15 protein-coding genes are annotated in these 18960 nt (G+C 69.9%); 14 read left to right on the forward strand and 1 reads right to left on the reverse strand.

Translation table 11 applies throughout. From position 1 onward, the window contains the following. Positions 1 to 29: 29 nt before the first annotated feature. Positions 30 to 2597 (reverse strand): valine--tRNA ligase, encoded by a 2568-nt coding sequence (gene valS, locus BKA25_RS09665; RefSeq protein WP_069850486.1) that lies wholly within the window; start codon positions 2595 to 2597, stop codon positions 30 to 32. A 367-nt stretch (positions 2598 to 2964) separates the two neighbouring features. Here valS and BKA25_RS09670 point away from each other — a divergent pair, with 367 nt between their 5' ends. The 14 genes from BKA25_RS09670 to BKA25_RS09735 all read left to right on the forward strand — a co-directional run bounded on the left by BKA25_RS09670 (position 2965) and on the right by BKA25_RS09735 (position 18720). Continuing rightward, positions 2965 to 5064, forward strand: a complete 2100-nt coding sequence (locus tag BKA25_RS09670) for an eCIS core domain-containing protein (RefSeq protein WP_069850484.1) — start codon at positions 2965 to 2967, stop codon at positions 5062 to 5064. 134 nt (positions 5065 to 5198) lie between these two features. Continuing rightward, the gene (locus BKA25_RS09675) at positions 5199 to 6713 is read left to right on the forward strand and encodes a phage tail sheath family protein (protein ID WP_069850482.1); all 1515 of its coding nucleotides are present in this window, start codon (positions 5199 to 5201) and stop codon (positions 6711 to 6713) included. A gap of 44 nt (positions 6714 to 6757) precedes the next feature. Beyond that, positions 6758 to 7198 (forward strand): phage tail protein, encoded by a 441-nt coding sequence (locus tag BKA25_RS09680; protein WP_069850480.1) that lies wholly within the window; start codon positions 6758 to 6760, stop codon positions 7196 to 7198. Continuing rightward, entirely contained in the window at positions 7195 to 7671 is a 477-nt protein-coding gene (locus BKA25_RS09685) for a hypothetical protein (RefSeq protein ID WP_069850479.1), read from the forward strand. The genes BKA25_RS09680 and BKA25_RS09685 overlap by 4 nt, the downstream gene beginning before the upstream one ends. Next, on the forward strand, positions 7668 to 7826 hold the full coding sequence (locus BKA25_RS09690) for a DUF6760 family protein (protein WP_172803825.1): 159 nt from the start codon (positions 7668 to 7670) through the stop codon (positions 7824 to 7826). Before BKA25_RS09685 ends, BKA25_RS09690 begins: the two co-directional genes overlap by 4 nt. Positions 7827 to 7832: 6 nt before the next feature. After that, the gene (locus BKA25_RS09695; RefSeq protein WP_157421154.1) at positions 7833 to 11045 is read left to right on the forward strand and encodes a hypothetical protein; all 3213 of its coding nucleotides are present in this window, start codon (positions 7833 to 7835) and stop codon (positions 11043 to 11045) included. Positions 11046 to 11084: 39 nt separating this feature from the next. Continuing rightward, positions 11085 to 11510: a phage tail protein gene (locus tag BKA25_RS09700; protein ID WP_069850470.1), complete on the forward strand. Its 426-nt coding sequence runs from the start codon at positions 11085 to 11087 to the stop codon at positions 11508 to 11510. 30 nt (positions 11511 to 11540) lie between these two features. After that, positions 11541 to 12275: a CIS tube protein gene (locus BKA25_RS09705; protein ID WP_069850469.1), complete on the forward strand. Its 735-nt coding sequence runs from the start codon at positions 11541 to 11543 to the stop codon at positions 12273 to 12275. Continuing rightward, on the forward strand, positions 12272 to 14041 hold the full coding sequence (locus BKA25_RS09710; protein WP_069850467.1) for a VgrG-related protein: 1770 nt from the start codon (positions 12272 to 12274) through the stop codon (positions 14039 to 14041). The genes BKA25_RS09705 and BKA25_RS09710 overlap by 4 nt, the downstream gene beginning before the upstream one ends. A 73-nt stretch (positions 14042 to 14114) precedes the next feature. After that, positions 14115 to 14477, forward strand: a complete 363-nt coding sequence (locus tag BKA25_RS09715) for a PAAR domain-containing protein (RefSeq protein WP_069850465.1) — start codon at positions 14115 to 14117, stop codon at positions 14475 to 14477. Next, positions 14474 to 14914, forward strand: a complete 441-nt coding sequence (locus BKA25_RS09720) for a gp25 family contractile injection system sheath assembly initiator (protein ID WP_069850463.1) — start codon at positions 14474 to 14476, stop codon at positions 14912 to 14914. Before BKA25_RS09715 ends, BKA25_RS09720 begins: the two co-directional genes overlap by 4 nt. After that, positions 14914 to 16881 (forward strand): putative baseplate assembly protein, encoded by a 1968-nt coding sequence (locus BKA25_RS09725; RefSeq protein WP_069850462.1) that lies wholly within the window; start codon positions 14914 to 14916, stop codon positions 16879 to 16881. Before BKA25_RS09720 ends, BKA25_RS09725 begins: the two co-directional genes overlap by 1 nt. After that, the gene (locus BKA25_RS09730; protein WP_069850460.1) at positions 16878 to 17537 is read left to right on the forward strand and encodes a phage tail protein; all 660 of its coding nucleotides are present in this window, start codon (positions 16878 to 16880) and stop codon (positions 17535 to 17537) included. Before BKA25_RS09725 ends, BKA25_RS09730 begins: the two co-directional genes overlap by 4 nt. A gap of 7 nt (positions 17538 to 17544) precedes the next feature. Continuing rightward, a complete protein-coding gene (locus BKA25_RS09735) occupies positions 17545 to 18720 on the forward strand; it encodes an NADase-type glycan-binding domain-containing protein (RefSeq protein ID WP_069850458.1) in 1176 nt (391 codons plus the stop codon). Positions 18721 to 18960 lie beyond the last annotated feature (240 nt).

Raw genomic sequence — 18960 nt, forward strand, 5'->3', positions numbered from 1 at the left:
GGGGCACCGATGCGTCTATCCGGAGCGGTTCACTCCGGCGCGGCCAGCGTCACCGTCACGGACAGCTCGGGCTGATCCGCCGGGACGAACTCCAGTCGGCGGACGACACCCGCCGCCTTGAGATCGGCCGCCACCGTGCCCAACGCCGTGAGATCGGCGGCCCAACCGGTGACGCGGACCAGGTCGACCGGCGTCCGCATGGATCGCTTCGCCGTCGACTTCGCTCGGCGAATCGCGGTGAGCACCGTGCCCGAGGCGGCCAACAGCGCTGCGGAGTCCGCCAGGGCAGGTCGCCGCTCCTGCGCGGTCGGCCAGTCCGCCGTGTGCACCGAGCCATCGTGCCACCAGGACCAGGTCTCCTCGGCGGCATACGGCAGGAAGGGCGCGAGGAGCCGGATGAGCGTCGACAACGCCGTCCGCAGGGCCAGCCGGGCCGAATCCGCACCGTCCGCCGCGTCCGATTCGAGATCCCCGTAGGCGCGCTGTTTGATCAGCTCCAGATAGTCGTCGCAGAAGAACCAGAAGAAGCGTTCGGTCCGTTCCAAGGCGGAGGTGTACTCGAGATCCGCCAGCGATGCCGTGGCCGACCGGACGACCTCGGCCAGCTCGGTGAGCATCGCCTCGTCCAGCGGCTGATTCACCACGGCGGTAGGGGACGGCGCCGGGAATCCGAGGATGAGTCGTGCCGCGTTGAGCAGCTTCGTCGCCAGTCTCCTGCCGACCTTCATCTGGCCCTGATCGAAGGCCGTGTCGGTGCCGGGCCTGCCGCTGGCCGCCCAGTACCGCACCGCGTCGGAACCGAACTGATCCAACAGCCCGACCGGCGTCAGTGCGTTGCCGATCGACTTGCCCATCTTCTTGCGGTCCGGATCGAGGATCCAACCGGACAAGGCGGCGTGTCGCCACGGCAGGGTGTGCGAGTCCAGTTCGGCCCGCAGCATGGTGGCGAACAGCCAGGTGCGGATGATGTCGTGGCCCTGCGGCCGCAGATCCATCGGGTAGGTCTGCGCGTAGAGCTCGGGATCGCGTTCCCAACCGCAGATCAGCTGGGGACTCAACGACGAGGTCGCCCAGGTGTCCATCACATCGTTCTCGCCGACGAACCCGCCTGCCACCCCGCGTTGATCCGCGCGGAAGCCGGGCGGGGTGTCCGAGGACGGGTCGATCGGCAGCGTGTCCTCGGCGGGCAGGATCGGTGCCGTGCGGTCGGGTTCGCCATCGGCGTCCAACCGATACCAGACCGGGAACGGCACGCCGAAGAACCGCTGCCTGCTGATCAGCCAGTCGCCGTTGAGGCCGCGCACCCAGTCGTCGTACCGCGCCTTCATGTACGTCGGATGCCAGACCAGTTCCTCGCCACGCGCCAACAGCGCATCCTGATGCTCCACCGAGCGGATGAACCACTGCCTGCTGGAGACGATCTCCAGCGGTTTGTCGCCCTTCTCGTAGAACTTCACCGGACGCACGGTGGGACGCGGTTCGCCATCGAGGTCCCCGGATGCACGCAGCATCGCGACGACCCGTTCCCGCGCGGTGTGCACGGTGGCGCCCGCCAGCTCGCCGTAGGCGGCGCGCCCGGCGGTCTCGACGAGTCCCTCGGGCGGCTCGGACAGGATGCGACCGTCCCGACCGACGACGGTGCGGGTCGCCAGATTCAGTTCCCGCCACCACTGCACGTCGGTGAGATCGCCGAAGGTGCAGCACATCGCGATGCCTGCGCCGCGATCCGGCTCGGCGGCCGGATGGGCCAGCACCGGGACCTCGACACCGAAGATCGGCGAGCGCACAGTCTGTCCGAACAGCGACCGGTAGCGCTCGTCGTCGGGATGCGCGATCAACGCGACGCACGCGGGTAGCAGCTCGGGGCGGGTGGTCTCGATGAACAGCGGCTTGCCGTCCGGGCCGCCGAAGGCGATGCGATGCCACGCGCCCGCATGATCGCGATCCTCCAACTCGGCCTGCGCGACCGCGGTGCGGAACCCGACGTCCCACAGCGTCGGAGCCTCGGCCTGGTAGGCCTGCCCGCTCGCCAACAACTGCAGGAAGGCCAGCTGCGAGACGCGCTGCGCAGGCCTGCCGATGGTCGTGTAGGTCATCGACCAGTCCACCGAGAGACCCAGCCGCCGCCACAGCTGCTCGAAGGTCTGCTCATCCTCGGCGGTCAGTCGCTCGCACAGTTCCACGAAATTGCGTCGCGAGATGTCCACCGTGGGCCGCGAGTTCTTCTTGACCAACGGTTGCGGCACCGGCAGTTCGGGGTCGTACGGCAGCGAGGGATCACAGCGGACCCCGTAGTGCGCCTGCACCCGTCGTTCGGTGGGCAGTCCGTTGTCGTCCCAGCCCATCGGATAGAAGACGTGCTTGCCGCGCATCCGTTGGAAGCGGGCGACGATATCGGTGTGGGTGTAGGAGAAGACGTGCCCGACGTGCAGTGAGCCGCTGACCGTCGGCGGCGGGGTGTCGATGGAGAACACCGACGCCCGGTCGCCGGGCGGATCGAAGCGGTATACCCCGGTCTGATCCCACCGCTGCGTCCACTTCGTCTCGAGTCCGTCCAACGACGGTCGCTCTGGCATGGTCGGCATGGTCTCGGACATGCGGGTGCACCTCGATCGATCGGGTTGCTCGGTGTGCTCCGGTGGCAGGTGAGGCCCTCACGGGAAAGCGTGGTGCCCACGTCGTCGTCGACGCGCCGCCGTCGACCGCCACCGCGCGAACCGGCAGCCTACTCGCGCTGCGCACACCCGTCGTTCGGTTCCCGGGTGGCTCCATTCGGCCGGTGCGCGGACTACTCCGAAGCGGCCGCCGTCGGCGCCGCCGCGCTGCCCTCGTCATTGCCCGTCCGAACCTTGCCGACCATTTCCGCGCGCACGAGGCTGGACCACAGCTGCGCTGGTCGGCGCGCGGATCGCGTCGTCATGATCCGCCCGAGCCACCGGCGATCCGGTGTCGATCGGAGGAGCGATGCACGAACGACGGCGGCGGAGGCTCGACGACACGGCGGCGGAGCCCGCACCCGCCCGAATCCAGCGGCAGCCCGGGCCCTCCGAGGTGGACCGCCTGCTGGCTTTGCAACGCAGCGTGGGCAATGCGGTCGTGGCGCGGGCCATCGCGCAGCAGCGACGTCGTGCCGCTGCGCAGGGCAGCCCGGATACCGCCGTGCAACGGTCCGCCGTGCACGCGGTTCTGCGGTCGCCCGGCACCCCGTTGCACGAACCGGTGCGTGCGGAGATGGAGGCCCGGCTGGACGCGGACTTCTCCGACGTTCGACTACACACGGGGCCGGATGCCGCCCGGTCGGCGGCCGAGATCGGCGCCCGCGCCTACACCTCGGGCAGCCACGTCGTCATCGGCAACGGTGGCGCGGACGCGCACACCTTGGCGCACGAACTCACGCATGTGATCCAGCAGCGCACCGGTTCGGTGGCGGGCACCGACACCGAGGCGGGACTGCGGATCAGCGACCCCGGCGATCGATTCGAGCAGGCCGCCGAGGCGAATGCCCGGCGGGTGATGGCGGCGGTGGTACCTCCGACCGAGGGACAGCGGACAGACTCGGAATCGGAACCGATCCCGGCGACGGCCGAGACCGCTGTGTCCCAACGGAACCGAGACCTCGTGCAGCGGGCAGGCGACGAGATCGAATCCGCATCGTCGTCGAACCCGCGCGATGCCCGACCGATGCCGGTGGCGCCGGGCGGCGACGAGTACCTCGACTGGTTCCTCGGCAGACCGCCGGTGCCTGGGGCCTGGGAGGTCCGGTCCGGATCAGGCGGCGACGCCGAGGCGGACCGAGCCATGGCCCGCAGCGCCCCCGCCACCCAGAAGATGGTGGCGGGCGGGCCGGACACGGTGCTGATCCATGCCCTGCGGACCAACGACTCCGAGGCCGTCAACGAACTGCGCGATCACCATCCGCGCCACTACGAGCTGTTCGGCCGACTACGTACCCGTACCGACTGGGCGAAGCTCTCCGCGAACCAGGCGTGGGCGCTGGTCGCGGCCGAACGCAAGGGCGGCGAGCAGGAAGCGGAGCTGTCCCGGATCGCGCGAGAACGAATCCAAAAGAAGCCGTGGTTCGCGTTCTATCGATCCGTCCCCGACCTCGACGGGTTGATCCGGCAGGTGGCCGCGCATCTCTCCGCGCTGCCGATCGCCACCAACTATCACCTGGCCGGGGCGCCCACCCGTAATCCGCAGACGGACGCGCTGCGGGCGATAGCCGAGCCCGGTGAATCCCTGGCCGACCTGCTGATGGGCTCCGGTGCGTTCATGAACACCTGGGAGACCGGCACCTCGCAGGCCACCTCGCAGAAATCCCGGCGGGGTGCCGTGGAGGAGCACTTCGGCTATGCCCTGGCCCTCGGCCGCACGGCCGGGCCGTTCCAAGCCGTTCCGGACGACCAGCTGGGTGCCTTCCGCGCGGAGGCCGCCAGCGAGGGGCCGCCGAAGAACAGCAGGTGGCGCCCCTTCGAATCCAGGAGATCCCGCGACGAGCGCCGCGCCGCCTCGCAACACGACTACGAGGAACAGCGAGGCAACGCCGCCGAGCTGCCCCGCTACGGCGCGCTGGTCGATCCCGCCCAGCGGCGTGGGGTATCGGATCGCTACGGCAACGGCATCGTGTATTGGAAGGACGAGGTGCGCCATCGCTCCACCCACACGCCGAACGACAGCTGGTCGTTGGGTAAGGAGGGTGCGTTCTCGGTGTCCAGCAACCGTTATCCGTTGGCGCTGGTCGCCTACGGGGTCGACCAATTGGTGCGGTTGGCCTTCGCCAGGGTCACCGACTTCGCGCACGACCAGGAGATGCGGGCCTTCGCCGATGCGGGCGCGGAGGTGAGCGACTACTTCGAAACCCAGATTCACGGGCCGCTGGGGTGGAGGGACGTCGAACGAATCGTGATCAACGCGCCCGACCCGGATACCGCACGCCCGAACCGGCAAGCCGAGGCGACCGCGATGGCCGAGGCCCTTCGCGGAATCGAGCAACGGCTCAACGCGTACAGGAGCGCGCAGAACCTCGAATTCACCGTCGAACTCCGGCAGCTGCCCGCGCACTGACGGCCGGATTCCCCCTGTTGCCGATCCGAAAGGGCATCGTCCTTGCCCCTGCCTCGGGTGCACTCGGCCTACCCGCGCACTGCGGCCCGGATGACTCTGGAGAGTGATCGACCGGTCACCGTGAAGGAGTAAGTATGCCGACATACCTCTCCCCGGGCGTCTACGTCGAGGAGGTTCAGGGCGGATCGCGACCCATTGAGGGCGTGGGCACCGCCGTGGCGGCTTTCGTGGGCTTCGCCGAGAAGGGCCCGTTTCACGCCCCCACCCTGGTGACCTCCTGGAATCAGTACACCCAGCATTTCGGCGGCTACGCCGAGGATGCCTACCTCGCACACGCCGTGTTCGGATATTTCGCCAACGGCGGCGGCCTCGCCTACATCGTGCGGATCGGCGGGGATCCCAGCAGCGGACCTGCCTCGGCGCAGCCCACCGCAGCCGCCGAGGTCGGCGGGCTACGGATCGAGGCCTTGCCCGACGTGACCGGCGATATCGAGGTCGAGATCGCCGACCCCGAGGGCGAGAACCCGCCCGACGACCGATTCCGGCTCGTGGTGCGTCAGGGCGGCCGCATCGTGGAGACCTTCGATGTCTCGACGAAGAAGACCACCAAGAACTACGTCGTCACCCAGATCGGCGAGCGCTCGGCCGTGATCCGCATCGCCGAGCCCGCCGGAGCGCTGGCCCGCCCGGAGCGGGGGAAGGCGCCGTTGACGCCGCCCGCCGCCGACGTGCCCACCAGGGTGTCCGCGGTCGAGTACATCGGCGATGTCGCCGCGCGCACCGGTTTCGGCGGGCTGGAGGCTGTCGACGAGATCACCATGGTCGTGGTCCCCGACCTGATGAGCGCGCATCGGCGCGGCGTGATCGACGCCGAGGGCGTGCGCACCGTGCAGTTGGCCCTGATCTCGCACTGCGAGCAGATGGGCGACCGGGTCGCCATCCTGGACACGCCGCCGACACTGACCGCTCAGCAGGTCCGGGACTGGCGTCAGGACGAAGCGGGCTACGACTCGCGGTATGCCACGGTCTACCACCCGTGGATCCGGGTGTTCGACCCGGTGAGCGGCCGCAACATCCCGGTACCGCCTGGTGGGCATGTCGCCGGGGTGTGGGCCCGCAACGACGTCGAGCGGGGCGTGCACAAGGCACCCGCCAACGAGGTCGTCCGCACGGCGGTGGATCTGGAGACCCCGCTGAGCAAGGGCGAGCAGGACCTGCTGAACCCCATCGGCGTGAACTGCATCCGTGCCTTCCCCGGCCGGGGCATCCGGATCTGGGGCGCCCGCACGCTGTCCTCGGATCCGGCGTGGCGTTATCTCAACGTGCGCAGGCTCTTCAACTATCTCGAGGAGTCGATCCTGCTCGGAACGCAGTGGGTGGTCTTCGAACCCAACGACGACCGGCTGTGGGCCAGTATCCGGCGCAACGTCACCGCGTTCCTCACCGAGGAGTGGCGGCGCGGGGCGCTCTTCGGCCGTACCGCCCAGCAGGCGTTCTACGTGAAGTGCGATGCGGAGACCAACCCGCAGGAATCGATCGACCTCGGCCAGGTGATCTGCGAGATCGGTGTCGCCCCGGTGAAACCCGCCGAATTCGTCGTCTTCCGGCTCTCCCAGTACTCCGACAGCACCAGCGTGGTCGACGAATGACCTCCACGACGCAGCGTTCTCGACCGAAAGGCGGCTGAACCGCGATGGCACAGGGCGATTCACTCTCCACGCACATCTTCGGCCTGGAGATGGGCGGGATCCAAGTCGAGTCCGTTCAGGAGGTCAGCGGGCTGTCGGTCGAGGAGGACGTCGTCGAGAGCAATTTCGTGACCACCGAGGGCATGCAGGTCATCCGGAAACAGCCCGGCGCCCGCAAGAGCGGCGAGGTCGTCATCACCAGGGGCCTGGACAAGAGCGACGCCTTCACCAAGTGGATCGACGTCACCCTCAACGACGGACAGGTCGAGGAGGCCCGCAAGGAGATCACGATCGAGATCAAGGACACCAAGAAGGAGACGGTCCGTCGGATCAACCTCTTCGGCTGCTGGGCCAGCAAGTGGGAGGGCCCCTCCTTCAAGGCGGGGGAGTCCTCGGCCGCGACGGAGAAGGTCACCATCGTCTTCGAGGAGATCAAGGTCGAATGAGACGACGATCGGTCAGCATCGGTGCACTGGACGAGCTGGTCGAGGACGCCGATCCGCAACCGGAGCCGTCGAGGCCCGCGCCTCGGCGGCAGGCGGGCGACGGCCTGCGCACCGAGTTCGAGTTCGAGCTGCCCCGGGGTTATCTCGACTCGGGCGGTGTCCTGCACCGCCGAGGCCGGATGCGGTTGGCCACGGCGGGGGACGAGCTCAAACCGCAGATGGATTTGCGGGTCAAGGAGAACCCGGCCTATCTCAGTGTCGTCCTGCTCAGCCTGGTGATCACCGAACTCGGGACGATCACCGACATCCATGCGGGGGTGGTCGAGCAGATGTACGCCACCGATGTGGCCTTCCTGCAGGACTTCTATCGACGGATCAACAGCGAGGGCCACACCAGGGCCGGAGTGACCTGCCCCAGCTGTTCGACGGACTTCGAGGTGGATCTCGCGGGTGGTCGCCTGGGGGAATCGTGACGTACGCGGTCGACCGCCTGCACGAGGAGGTCGCGTACATCGCCTACCACTTCCATTGGCCCAGGTCGGAGATCCTCGGTCTCGTGCACCACGAACGGCGACGTTGGGTCCAGGAGATCGCAGGCATCAACACCAGGATCAACGAAAGCGGGTGAGTCCGGATGGCGTGGTGGGGCAGGCTGTTACGTCGGCAGCCGGACTCGTCGGACGGCGATCCCGACGCAGCGCGGACGGGCGGATTACGCGGGCTGCTCGCGGGCCGCGCCGCCCGGCACGAGGCGGCTTCCGACCCGGACCGTCGCGCGGCGGACACCGGCGTCACGGCGTCCTCCGAGGCCGAACCGTCGACGCCGGGCCGGACCGGCGAAGCGTGGGACGGCGGCTGGCGAGCGCTGCCCGCGCTGCAACCGGTGCTGCAACGGTCGGCGGCCGGAATCTCCGACGGAATGCGGTTCCGCGCCGGTCTGGCCGCCTGGCAACGGCCGGGCCGATTGAGCGCCGACCTCGGGCACCTCGTCGATAGGCGGGCACCCGGCGGCCTGATCGGGGGCCTGTTGCGACCGGTGACACCGCAGGCAGGCGGGGCGGCAGGGCCACCGCTTCCCTTACGTGTCATCGGCTCGGACTCCGACGCACCGCCGCAGACCGCGCCGAGTGGTGCTTCGCCCTCGGGCTCGACTGCTGCCGTCGCGCCCGGCTCGGTGCCCCGGTCTACCTCGGCGCCCGCTGTCCTACAACGGTCGAGCCGTGTCGATGCGCCGGTCTCGGGAAGCGGATCCGGCGGCGCACCCTCCGGGGCGGTTTCCGATCCGGCCGCTCGGGGCGCTGACATCCCGCTCCCCGCGGACTCGGCCAGCGGGCATTCGAGCGTGCCCGCCGTCCGGGCCCGACCGGTCGGATCACCATTGACCACCGCACGGGTCGAGCGGCCGATTCGTCGGTTGCCGGTGATCTCGCGGGCGGTGAACCCGGCCGAACCGGTGGGCGGCGCGGCGGCTCACACCTCGACGTCCGGCAGCATGACCGGTGCATCGGCGGGCCTCGACCCCGCCGATCCGCCGGGATCCACCGAGTCCGGTTCGGAGTCCCACACCGCGATGTTGTCCGGCGATCCGACGAGCCTGGGCGGATCGGAGGGCGCTCGGCTCGGCTTGGGCGCGCCGCTACCGAGCCTGCCCGAGACCGTGCAGCGGATGCCTCTGGCGGCGCCACCGACCCCACCGCCTGCTGTGACTCCGCAGGCTTCAGGCAGCTCGCCAACACCGGCTGCTCCGCGTCGATCACGGCCGATTCCGCAGCCATCACCGTCGCCGCAAGCATCGCAGCCACCAGCGCCGACCGCCGGTCGCACCAGGACCGGGCTCGGTGCGCCGCTCCGGGACCTGCCGCCCACCGCCACGGCATCGCCGGCAGGCCCGCGTATCTCGGGGCCGACAGCCGGGCCGTCCTCGACACCGATTCAGCTGTCCTCGGCAACACCGGCCTCCGGCGCTCAGCCTGCCGATCCATCGGTGGTCACCCATCGGCCCGCCCCCGACGCTCGCACTGCGGAAGCGGGGCCTTCGCCGAGCTCGGGTGGCCCGTCGTCCACCACTGCGCCGACGAGAGCCTCGGCAAGCACCGAGACCGCACCCGAGGACGGGCCGATCGACACAGCCGCGAGATCCACCGCTCCGAGCGGCGCCTCGCCGATCGCTCCCGTCATCGCCGACAGCCCGCCTATCCAACGGTCGGCGGCATCCGCAGGCACCCCGAACGATCCCGGCGGCCACCGCCCGGACACGGCGAGCACGGACCCGTCGCTGCCGGTGGTGACGGATGCGGGATCAGCATCCGAGACCGGCTCGGCGGTCGCAGGTCCGACGCCGGTCGTCAACCCGGCCGTAGCCGCCGGCCCGGCTACTCGGCCCGCGCGCGGTGAGCGGTCCGTTGCGGTCCAACGGTCCTCGCTGCCATCGGTCGCGTCTCGGCCAGCCCACGACCCCGAGCCGTGGTTGTCCGGTCCGGGGACACCGAGCGGTTCGCACGTCAGCGGAACCGTCGGGGTGCTGGCCACCCGACCGTTGCGGCCCGCATTGCAACGGCCGGTCGGCTCCGACGCGGCCGCCACCGAAGCGACCGGTCCGGCCGGGCCCATACCTCCGGTGCCGCTGCGCTGGTCCACACCGGCAGCGGCCGAGGCGAGCAGCCTGGATGCGACTCCGGGCCAGGCCACGGCGTCCGTGCCGACGACGGGACATCCGGTGCAGCGCGTGACGATGGCAGGCGAACCCCGCCATGCCGGCCGAGGGTCGGGGCAGAGCTGGCGGTCCACACCCCGACCGGTATCGCAGCCCGGACCGCAGACGACCGGGCCGGGCGCACCGGGAACCATCCAGGCTTCCGTTACCGGATCATCGGGCGGTGGCGGCGCGGTCCCTCCTGCGCCTGCGCCGCGGATGTCCTGGGTGGATCGCCGTCGCGCGCGTCGCGAGGCCCGGCGACAGCGAGCGGCCTTCGAGCGGCAGCGCAACCGGCCGGTCGGTCCGGCCGCGAACGAGCCCGCCGTCAACGAGCCCTCCGGGGACATCGCCGGGCCCGCAATGGTGCAGCGATCCGCATCGGGCGAGGCCGGGATAGGTGCGCCGCGTCGCAACCAGCGGTCCGCGCCGGACCCGACGAACGAACCACGCGGTCCCATAGCCGTGCAGCGCACCGGATCGGTCACCCCGGCACCGGTCGCCTCGCCCGCCGCCGTCGGGTTGGTGAACACTCGCCAAGGTCGTCCCGGTGCCCCGCCGATCCGCCCCGTCCCATCCGGCGGCCCGGCGACAGCAGGCGGCGCTGCGACCCCCGGAAGATCGGCGGCACGCCCAGCTGCACCGGCTGTTCTCGGCCCGAGGGCCGCGCCGCATCCCACGCCGGGCTTCGATTCGACGGCGACATCGACCCCGGCCGACCGACCGGGTACCCCCGTCCGGCTGCACCCGCCGGGACCGCCCGGACGTCCTCTTCGACTCGCGCAGCCACTTCAACGGGCGCCGCTGCGGCAGACCGACGCGTCGAGCGAACCCGAGGAACCACCGACGCACCCGCATTCCTCGGCAATCCCGCTGTTGTCGTCGAACGGTGTCACCTTCAGCCGGTCGCTGGTCCCACAGATCTCCCGGAGTGCGGTGTCGTCCTCCTCGGGCTCCGGTCCGGATTCGGCGCATTCCTCGCCGACCTCGTCCACCGCGAAGGACGGCCAGCGCGGCAAGTCGATGGACGAGATCGGTGGCGCCGAGCTGGACGGACTGGCCCGCAGACTGCTCGACCCCGTCGTCCGTCTGTTACGGGCGGAACTCCGGCACGGCAGGGAACGCTTTGGCCGTCCGCACGATCGGCGTCGGTGACCGCGATGTGCCCAGGCTTGGCGAGGTGAAAGGCAAGGGATGACGAAGCGCATCTTCGCTACCAGCGTCTTCTTCCGGCTCACCGTCGGCGGAAACGATCTCGGGGCTTTCCACACCTGTTCCGGACTCGGCGCACAGGTCGAGGTGGAGCAGTTCGCCGAGGGCGGCAACAACGGTTTCAGCTGGCAACTCCCGACGAGGATCACCTGGTCCAACATCACGCTGACCCGGCCGGTCACCGAGGACACCACCAAGATCACCCGCTGGATCACCGAACTGATGCGCAAGGTGGTGCCCAAGAACGGCGAGATCGTCGCGCTACAACCGAATCGCACCCCCATCGCGCGGTGGCAGGTTCAGGGCGCGGTCCCGGTTCGCTGGGAGGGTCCGTCCTTCGACCCGGCCAACTCCCAACCCGCCGTCGAGACCCTGGAGATCGCACACCAGGGCCTGCTAGCCGGTTGACCAGCGGAAATCACGGGGAGAGGACTCGCCATGCCGTCGACACCCGGGGTGAACCTGGTGCACGCCGAGCTGCTCATCATGGAACCGCCCGCATCGGTCGGCGCACTTCCCGGCGCGACCATCGCCAGGGTCCCGTTCCAGTTCAACCCGAACCGGCTCTCGCTGACCAAGAGCACCGAGTGGCGGCGCAGTCCCTCCCGGATGGCGGGCGAGGCGGCGCTGCCCGAATTCGTCGGTAGCGGACCACGTAGCCTCTCGGTCGAGATCTTCATGGACGCCACCGCGACCCACGACACCTCCGTGGAGGATCGGGTCGAGAAACTGATGCTCGGCTGTGTTCCCACCCCGAAGAGCCTCGACAACAACAAACCCGCCAGCCCCTGGGTGCGGTTCGAATGGGGCACCGCCAGGACGACGACGTTCAACGGGGTGCTGACCTCGTTCTCCGTCGAGTACTCCCTGTTCGACGTCGATGGCACCCCGCTCCGGGCCAGCTGCTCGTTGGGTATCGAGGAGGCCTCGGGCGAGACGCCGCTGCAGAACCCGACCTCGGGCGGCGAGGATGCCCGACGGACCCATCTGGTGGTCGCCGGGGACAGCCTTCCGCTGTTGGCGTTCCGCGAGTACGGCGTCGCCACGGCCTGGCGGATCATCGCGCAGGCCAACGAGATCGACGACCCGATGGAGCTGCGGCCCGGATCGGAACTGCTCCTGCCCGCCTTCGACGACTCGTCGGTGCCTGCCGAGGGAGGCGAGTTCCGATGAGCGATGACGACATCTCGGGCCGGTCCTTCGCCGCCAACCCCATCATCGCGGCGCCCGGCGCGCTGCCTGCGGCCTGGGCCGCCCAGTTGGTCCGGTGCGTGGTCGACGAGAACGTCAACCTGCCAGACACCGCAGAGCTGTCCTACCGCGACCCCGACCACGAATTCCTGGTCAAGACCGGGATCACCATCGGCACGAGGCTGACGGTGTCCGTCAGCACCGTGCGGGACCGCGGCCGCACACTGCTGTTCTCCGGCGAGGTCACCGCCCTGGAACTGGACACCGACGAGACCGGTTCCTACACGGTGGTGCGGGCCAGCAGCCGGGCACATCGATTGCTGCGCGGCCGCAAGGTGGCGGCCTTCCGCAACATGACGGCGGGCGACATCATCCGCAAGGTCGCCAAGGACGCCGGGTTGTCGGTGGGGCGCGTCCAGGCCGACCCGATCACCTATCCACATCGCAGCCAGAATGCAATCTCCGACTGGGATCTCCTGCAGATCCTCGCCGAGGAACACGGCGCGATGGTGACCATGGACGAGCAGGACCGGCTCGAGTTCATCCGGCTCGCCCCGGCGGCAGGCGCCCCGGCGCCCACGACCTCCTCGATCCGCAACCAGTTCGTACTGGAGTACGGCCGCAACCTGGTGGCGCTGCGTGCGGGTGTGACCAGCGCCGATCAATACTCCACGGTCGAGGTGCGTGGCTGGGACGTCAAGACGAAACGGCCGGTGGTCGGCCGCTCGCAGGCGCTCACCAGCACAACCGTGGTCCCCGGGATGAGTCCGGCACAGGCCGCGTCGGCCTTCGGCGGTACCCCGGAACTGCTGGTCACCGATACCCCCTACGGCACGCAGGCGGAGACCGCCACCGTGGCCAAGGCCCTGGCCGCCTCGACGAGCGCCGGTTTCGGCGAGCTGGAGGCGGTGGCCCTGGGCAACCCCAAACTGCGGGCCGGTGTGCCGGTGGCACTGGGCAACGTCGGTCCCGCCTTCGCCGGTCGATACACCGTCACCGCCGCACACCATGTGCTGGAGCCCGGCGCAGGCTACCGGACGACCGTGTTCGTCAGCGCCTCCTCGGACCGCTCGTTGGCCGGGCTGGTCACCGGCGGCAACGCCCCCTCCCGTGGGGAGCGGATCAACGGCGTGGCCATCGGCATCGTCACCGACACCAAGGAACCCGGGAACAAGGGGCGCGGCGAGGTTCGACTGCGGTTTCCCTGGCTCTCGGAGACCTACGTGTCCGACTGGGTGCGCACCGTCCAACTCGGTGGCGGCGGGGTCTGCAGCCCCGAGGTCGACGACGAGGTCCTCGTCGGTTTCGAACAGGGCAGCCTGGACCGGCCCTACGTGCTCGGCACGCTCTACAACGGCGTCGACCAGCCTGCCAAGCACGACATCCGACTCATCGACGGCACCAGGGGCACCGTCGACCGGCGCTCGATCGTCTCCCGCACCGGCAACCGCTTCGAGCTGTTGGACAAGACCGGCGGGCCCAGCGGCGTGCGTCTGACCACCGGCGACGACAAGCTCATGGTGCACCTGGATCAACAGCGGACCCAGATCACCGTGCACAGCGACGGCACGATGGACATCCAGGTCAAGGGCGAGATCACCGTGTCCGGCACCGGCGTCTCCATCGACGCGGGCCGAGGCGAGTTGACGCTCAAGGGGCGGAAGGTCTCGGTCGACGCCAGCCAGGGCGTACGGGTGGACGGCGGGGCCGAGGCGGTCGTCAAGGGCCGGGTGATCCGCCTCAACTGACCCGCTGCCGGACTCGGATCCGCTTGCCACGGCTCGAAAGACAGCGCCCGTCTCGCCGAAGGAGTCACCCACGATGCCCGCAGCCGCCCGGATCGGCGACCCGACCTCACATACGCCCGCGTTGCCGTCGGTACCCGGGATGCCCGCCCCGCCACCCGTGCGAACGGGAGTCCTGGCTCCCGCACCCCGGGGCGGCCTGCCGACGGTGCTCATCAACATGCGCCCCGCCGCCGTCGTCGGTGCGGTGAACGCCTGCACGGTCCCGCCGCAACACGCCCTGTTGGGGCCGGGCAACGTCGTGCTGCCCTCGCCTGCGGGCCTCGGCTCGGTGGTGTTGATCGGGGGCGTCCCGGCCGCACGGGTGGGAGATCGAACCACCTGTCAGGCGACGGTGGCCGGTGGCTCGCCCGACGTGTTCATCGGCGGTGTCGGATGAGCGATCGATTCATCGGACGCGGCTGGGGGTTCCCGCTGCGCACCGGCCCCACCGGCGGCATCGGCATGGTCGAGCGGGAACAGGAGATCGAGGAGGCCATCCGGCTTATCCTGGGCACCGCGCCGGGCGAACGACCGATGCGCCCGGAATTCGGCTGTGGCATCCACGACCAGGTGTTCGCGCCCGCCGATGGCGCCACCGCAGGCCGGATCGCCTACGACGTCCGCGCGGCCCTGGATCGGTGGGAACCCAGGATCGAGGTCGCCGACGTGGTGGTGGCCTTCGACGCCATCGAGGAGGGAACCCTCTACATCGACGTCCGCTACCGGATCCGAGCCACCAACGACCGCCGCAACCTGGTGTTCCCGTTCTACGTCATCCCGTCCACCGAATCGCAGAACAGCGGTGACGGCGCGGCCGGGGGAGGCGAGCACTGATGGCCCTGCCCGCGCCGAACCTGGACGACCGTCGATTCCAGCAGCTCGTCGACGAGGCCAAACGCTACGTACAACAACGCTGTCCCGAGTGGACCGATCACAACGTGTCCGATCCGGGCGTCACGCTGATCGAGACCTTCGCCCACATGGTCGAGCAGCTGGTGTACCGACTGAACCGCGTCCCGGAGAAGAACTATCGCGCGTTCCTCGACCTGCTGGGCATCACCCTGTTCCCGCCCTCGGCGGCCCGTGCCGACGTCACCTTCTGGTTGTCGGCGCCACAACCGGATGTGGTGGTGCTCCGGGCGGGCACCGAGGTCGCCACGGTGCGCACCGAGACCGAGCAGGCCCTGGTCTTCGCCACCGTGATCGACCTCGACATCGTGCCCTGCACCCTGACCCGTCTGGTCACGCGAGCGGTGCAGGGCGAACCGGTCGACCACACACCGGAACTGGAGTCCGGCCGCAACGTGCGGTGTTTCCAGGCGGCTCCCGCCGCAGGCGACACGATGCTGCTGGGACTCTCCGACGCTGTGCCGGGCTGCGCCGTGGCGGTCAGCCTGGACAGCAGGGTGGAGGGTGTCGGCGTCGACCCCCGACAACCGCCGTTGACCTGGGAGGCATGGGATGGCGACTCCTGGGTCGACTGCGAGGTCGACCACGACACGACCGGCGGGCTGAACCGGCCGGGTGAGGTGCTGCTGCACATCCCGAGCGGCCACCGACACTCGGTGATCGCCGGGGTCCGCGCGGGGTGGTTGCGTTGCCGGGTCATCGAACCGGAACCCGGCCAGCCGTTCTACTCCGAGTCGCCGACCGTGCGCTCCGCCGAGGTGGTCACCGTCGGCGGGACGGTGACCGCAGAGAACGCCGAGACCGTCGACGAGGTGTTCCTCGGCCGTTCCGAGGGCGTGTCCGGTCAGCGGTTCCGGTTGGACCGGGCCCCGGTGCTGACGGACGGCGAGCCGATCGTCGTGCAGGTCCACGATGGACTGGACTGGCAGGACTGGCAGATCGTCGAGCACTTCGGCCGGTCGTCGCCGACGGACCGCCACGTGGTCCTGGACGCGGCCAACGGCGAGTTCACCTTCCCGCCCTCGGTCCGCGAACCGGATGGCGGCTTCCGGCGATTCGGGGCGCTGCCACCGAAGGGCGCCGCCCTGCGGGTGCCGAGGTATCGAACCGGCGGCGGCCGGGCGGGCAACGTCGCAGGCGGCGCACTGTCGGTGTTGCGAAGCTCGGTGCCCTACATCGCCTCGGTGGTCAATCGGGCGGCCGCAGCAGGCGGTGTCGACGGCGAGACGGTGGCCGAGGCACGGCTTCGGGCCCCCAACCAACTCCGGACCCAGGACCGGGCGGTCACCTCGGCCGACTTCGAACAGATCGCCAGACTGGCCGCCCCGACCGCTCGGATTCGCTGCCTGGCGGCACGGGAGGGCGACGCCCCCGGCGATGTCGGCGGCGTGCGGGTCCTGGTGGTACCCGATGCGGTGCCCGATGAGGACGACCGATTGCGGTTCGAGCAGCTAGTTCCCGCTCCCGGTCTGCTCGACGTGATCACCCGACGTCTCGACGAGCGCAGGCTGTTGGGCACCCGACTGATCGTGGAACCGCCGCGTTATCAGGGTTTGACCGTGGTGGCCCGGTTGATCAGCACGGCGGCCGACGTCCACGAGGTGAGCAGGGCGGCGCTGCGCGTGCTGTACCGACATCTGGATCCCTTGCGCGGCGGGCCCGACGGCACGGGCTGGCCGTTCGGGCGGCCGGTCCAGTTCGGCGAGATCTTCGCCGTCTTGCAGGGCGTGCCGGGGGTGAACCTCGTCGAGGACGTCCGTCTGCTGCCCGCCGACCCGATCAGCGGCAGGCGCGGCACCCCGGTCGGCCGCGTCGATCTCGCCGAGGGCGGCCTGGTCTTCGGTTACGAACACCAGATCACGGTGGTCGATCGCAGCGGGGAGGGGACATGACCCGGGGGCCCGCGCCCGGACTGCTGTCCCGGCACCGGATGGGCGAGCAACTGCCCTCGATGTACGCCGATGACAGTCTCGCGCAGCGGCTCACCCAGGGGCTGGACGAGGTCTTGGCGCCGGTGTTGGGTGTGTTGGACAACCTGCCCGCCTACTTCGATCCCGCGCTGGCCCCACCGGACTTCCTGGAGTGGTTGGCCTCGTGGCTGGCGGTGGAGATCGAACCCGACTGGCCGGAGCCGCTACGGCGTGCCGTGGTGGCCAGAGCGGTGGCGCTGCACGGCAGCCGGGGCACTCGACGGGGGCTGACCGAACGGCTGTGGCTGTTGTTGGGTGTGCGCGCCGCGATCATCGACGGCGGTGGCGCGGCCTGGTCCACCACGCCGGGAGCGGCATTGCCGGGAACGGGTGGCAGGCACGTGCTGATCCGGGTCTGGCGGCCCGACGGCGGTCCGGTTCCGGTGCAACGGGTGCGGTCGATGGTCGAGTCCGTGCGACCCGCCCACCTGGTGTGCACCGTCGAAGTGGTGTCCCCGCCGGTCGAGGACCCGCACCGCGAGACGGCGTCTGCTGGTCCACCGGAGGGCGAGGCGATTCGGGATGCGGGTGGGACGCCGCCCGGTGAGCCGATGTCCGGAGCATCGAACGAGGAGTGATCCGAGGATGCGTGCGTGTCCACAATGCGGGGTCTCCAACCGGATCGACGAGGCGTTCTGTGTCGCCTGCGGCACCTACCTGGCCTGGGACGCGCCTGCCGCGACCGCGCCTGCCGCTCCGACGACACCGAGGCCCACGCCGATCGCGGAGCAGCCCCCCGACGTGCCTCGGCCCGACTTCGTGGGACCACCGGCCACGCAGCTCGCCGGACCTCCGCAGACGTTCCCGTCCGCACCGATCCGGCCACAGACCCCGATGCCGGATCCCGTAGGCCAGCCGCCGCCGGTGCCGCACGTCGACCCGAATCCGATAGCGCCGCTGGACCCGAGCGCCGCGCAGAGCCCGAGCACCCCGCCGAACCCCGCTGCGCAACCGGGACCGACCGCACCCGTCGCCGACACCACGGCGCCCGCCGCTGCGGAGCAACCCGCGCCGGTTGCGCCGGGACGGGCGTCGGTACGCAGACCGCTGCCGAGCGAGGTGCCTCGGGACGTGGAGGTCGACGGCCCCGAGTGTCCGAGGTGCGGCACCCGCAATCCCGTGGCCCGGCGCTTCTGCCGCCGCTGCGGGCTGGCCCTGACGGCCGCGCCTTCGGAGAGCAGGCTGCCCTGGTGGCGACGGCTGCGCTCTCGCCGGGCGGGCGGCTCCGGGCTGCTGCGCTGGTTATTGATCCTGGTCGTGGTGGTGGCGCTGGTCATCGCCGTCATCGCGTTGTATCCGCTGGGCCGGGCCGCGATCGACGATCTGCGCGACCGGTTGGCCACTCCGAGGGCGGTGGCCGTGGCGAGCGTGACCGGATCCGAGTCGGACCCGGCGCATCCGCCCGCCGCCGTGGCGGACGGATTCAGCAATCGATTCTGGTCGGCAGGTGAGGTCGGCGACTCCGTCGAGATCACGCTGGCCGGGCCGGTGCGTCTGCTGGCCATCGTCGTGCACACCGGCTGCTCGGCGGTGGAGGAGGAGTTCGCCTGCCAGGCCAGGGCCGCCGAACTGGAGATCACCACGATCAGCGGCGACGGCGAGGAGACGCTGGACATCCAGCTGGCCGATCAGCCGGGGGAGCAGGAGACCCTGACCGGGATCAGCGATGTGACCGGCATCCGGGTCACGGTGCGCAACCGACACGGCGCCGACGATGGTCCGATCGCACTCGGCGAGATCGAATTATTCGGCCGAAACTGAGCTCGAATTGCGATTCGACTACGCACAATCACAGAAGTCCGCAGTGACCGACATCGACATGCGGCCTTTCGAGTGAATTGATCTTTCTGTCGATGGCGGGAGAACTTCGTTACGCGCTGAGTCTCGGCTGTCTCAGATCGGACAGCTTTCAGTTGTGGCAAACATTCTTCTGGTCAATCAAGGCGAAAGTACCTACAGTGATCCGGGTTACACCAGGCCATTGGAGGTCAGTGTGGGGGA

It is taken from the genome of Actinoalloteichus hymeniacidonis (genome assembly GCF_014203365.1).
In the GTDB taxonomy this organism is placed as follows: domain Bacteria; phylum Actinomycetota; class Actinomycetes; order Mycobacteriales; family Pseudonocardiaceae; genus Actinoalloteichus_A; species Actinoalloteichus_A hymeniacidonis.

Excerpts from the sequence above, each read along its gene's own strand:
- valS (WP_069850486.1), bottom strand. The coding sequence starts at position 2,597 with ATGTCCGAGACCATGCCGACCATGCCAGAGCGACCGTCGTTGGACGGA.
- BKA25_RS09705 (WP_069850469.1), top strand. The coding sequence starts at position 11,541 with ATGCCGTCGACACCCGGGGTGAACCTGGTGCACGCCGAGCTGCTCATC.
- BKA25_RS09670 (WP_069850484.1), top strand. The coding sequence starts at position 2,965 with ATGCACGAACGACGGCGGCGGAGGCTCGACGACACGGCGGCGGAGCCC.
- BKA25_RS09700 (WP_069850470.1), top strand. The coding sequence starts at position 11,085 with ATGACGAAGCGCATCTTCGCTACCAGCGTCTTCTTCCGGCTCACCGTC.
- BKA25_RS09710 (WP_069850467.1), top strand. The coding sequence starts at position 12,272 with ATGAGCGATGACGACATCTCGGGCCGGTCCTTCGCCGCCAACCCCATC.
- BKA25_RS09725 (WP_069850462.1), top strand. The coding sequence starts at position 14,914 with ATGGCCCTGCCCGCGCCGAACCTGGACGACCGTCGATTCCAGCAGCTC.
- BKA25_RS09730 (WP_069850460.1), top strand. The coding sequence starts at position 16,878 with ATGACCCGGGGGCCCGCGCCCGGACTGCTGTCCCGGCACCGGATGGGC.
- BKA25_RS09720 (WP_069850463.1), top strand. The coding sequence starts at position 14,474 with ATGAGCGATCGATTCATCGGACGCGGCTGGGGGTTCCCGCTGCGCACC.
- BKA25_RS09735 (WP_069850458.1), top strand. The coding sequence starts at position 17,545 with ATGCGTGCGTGTCCACAATGCGGGGTCTCCAACCGGATCGACGAGGCG.
- BKA25_RS09695 (WP_157421154.1), top strand. The coding sequence starts at position 7,833 with ATGGCGTGGTGGGGCAGGCTGTTACGTCGGCAGCCGGACTCGTCGGAC.
- BKA25_RS09680 (WP_069850480.1), top strand. The coding sequence starts at position 6,758 with ATGGCACAGGGCGATTCACTCTCCACGCACATCTTCGGCCTGGAGATG.
- BKA25_RS09685 (WP_069850479.1), top strand. The coding sequence starts at position 7,195 with ATGAGACGACGATCGGTCAGCATCGGTGCACTGGACGAGCTGGTCGAG.
- BKA25_RS09715 (WP_069850465.1), top strand. The coding sequence starts at position 14,115 with ATGCCCGCAGCCGCCCGGATCGGCGACCCGACCTCACATACGCCCGCG.
- BKA25_RS09675 (WP_069850482.1), top strand. The coding sequence starts at position 5,199 with ATGCCGACATACCTCTCCCCGGGCGTCTACGTCGAGGAGGTTCAGGGC.